General features: G+C 54.3%; 2 tRNA genes. Both read right to left on the bottom strand.

Annotation, left to right across the window (positions count from 1 at the left end):
* Window positions 1-40: 40 nt before the first annotated feature.
* Window positions 41-116: transfer RNA gene (locus M3221_RS26055), tRNA-Lys, on the bottom strand.
* A 6-nt stretch (window positions 117-122) separates the two neighbouring features.
* Window positions 123-198: transfer RNA gene (locus tag M3221_RS26050), tRNA-Val, on the bottom strand.
* Window positions 199-245: the final 47 nt, after the last annotated feature.

Here is a 245-nt window from a genome sequence, read left to right as displayed (position 1 = left end):
GTCTGGTGCGTCTGCCAATTCCGCCACACCCGCATATACATGGTGAGCCATGAAGGACTCGAACCTTCGACCCTCTGATTAAAAGTCAGATGCTCTACCGACTGAGCTAATGGCTCGGTAAATGGTGGAGGATGACGGGATCGAACCGCCGACCCTCTGCTTGTAAGGCAGATGCTCTCCCAGCTGAGCTAATCCTCCAAAATGGTGACCCCTACGGGATTCGAACCCGTGTTACCGCCGTGAAA

Source organism: Domibacillus indicus, from assembly GCF_023715895.1.
Classification (GTDB): Bacteria; Bacillota; Bacilli; order Bacillales; family Domibacillaceae; genus Domibacillus; species Domibacillus indicus_A.
The sequence above is the reverse complement of the archived record's forward strand: the minus strand, read 5'-3'. Positions and strand labels throughout refer to the sequence as shown.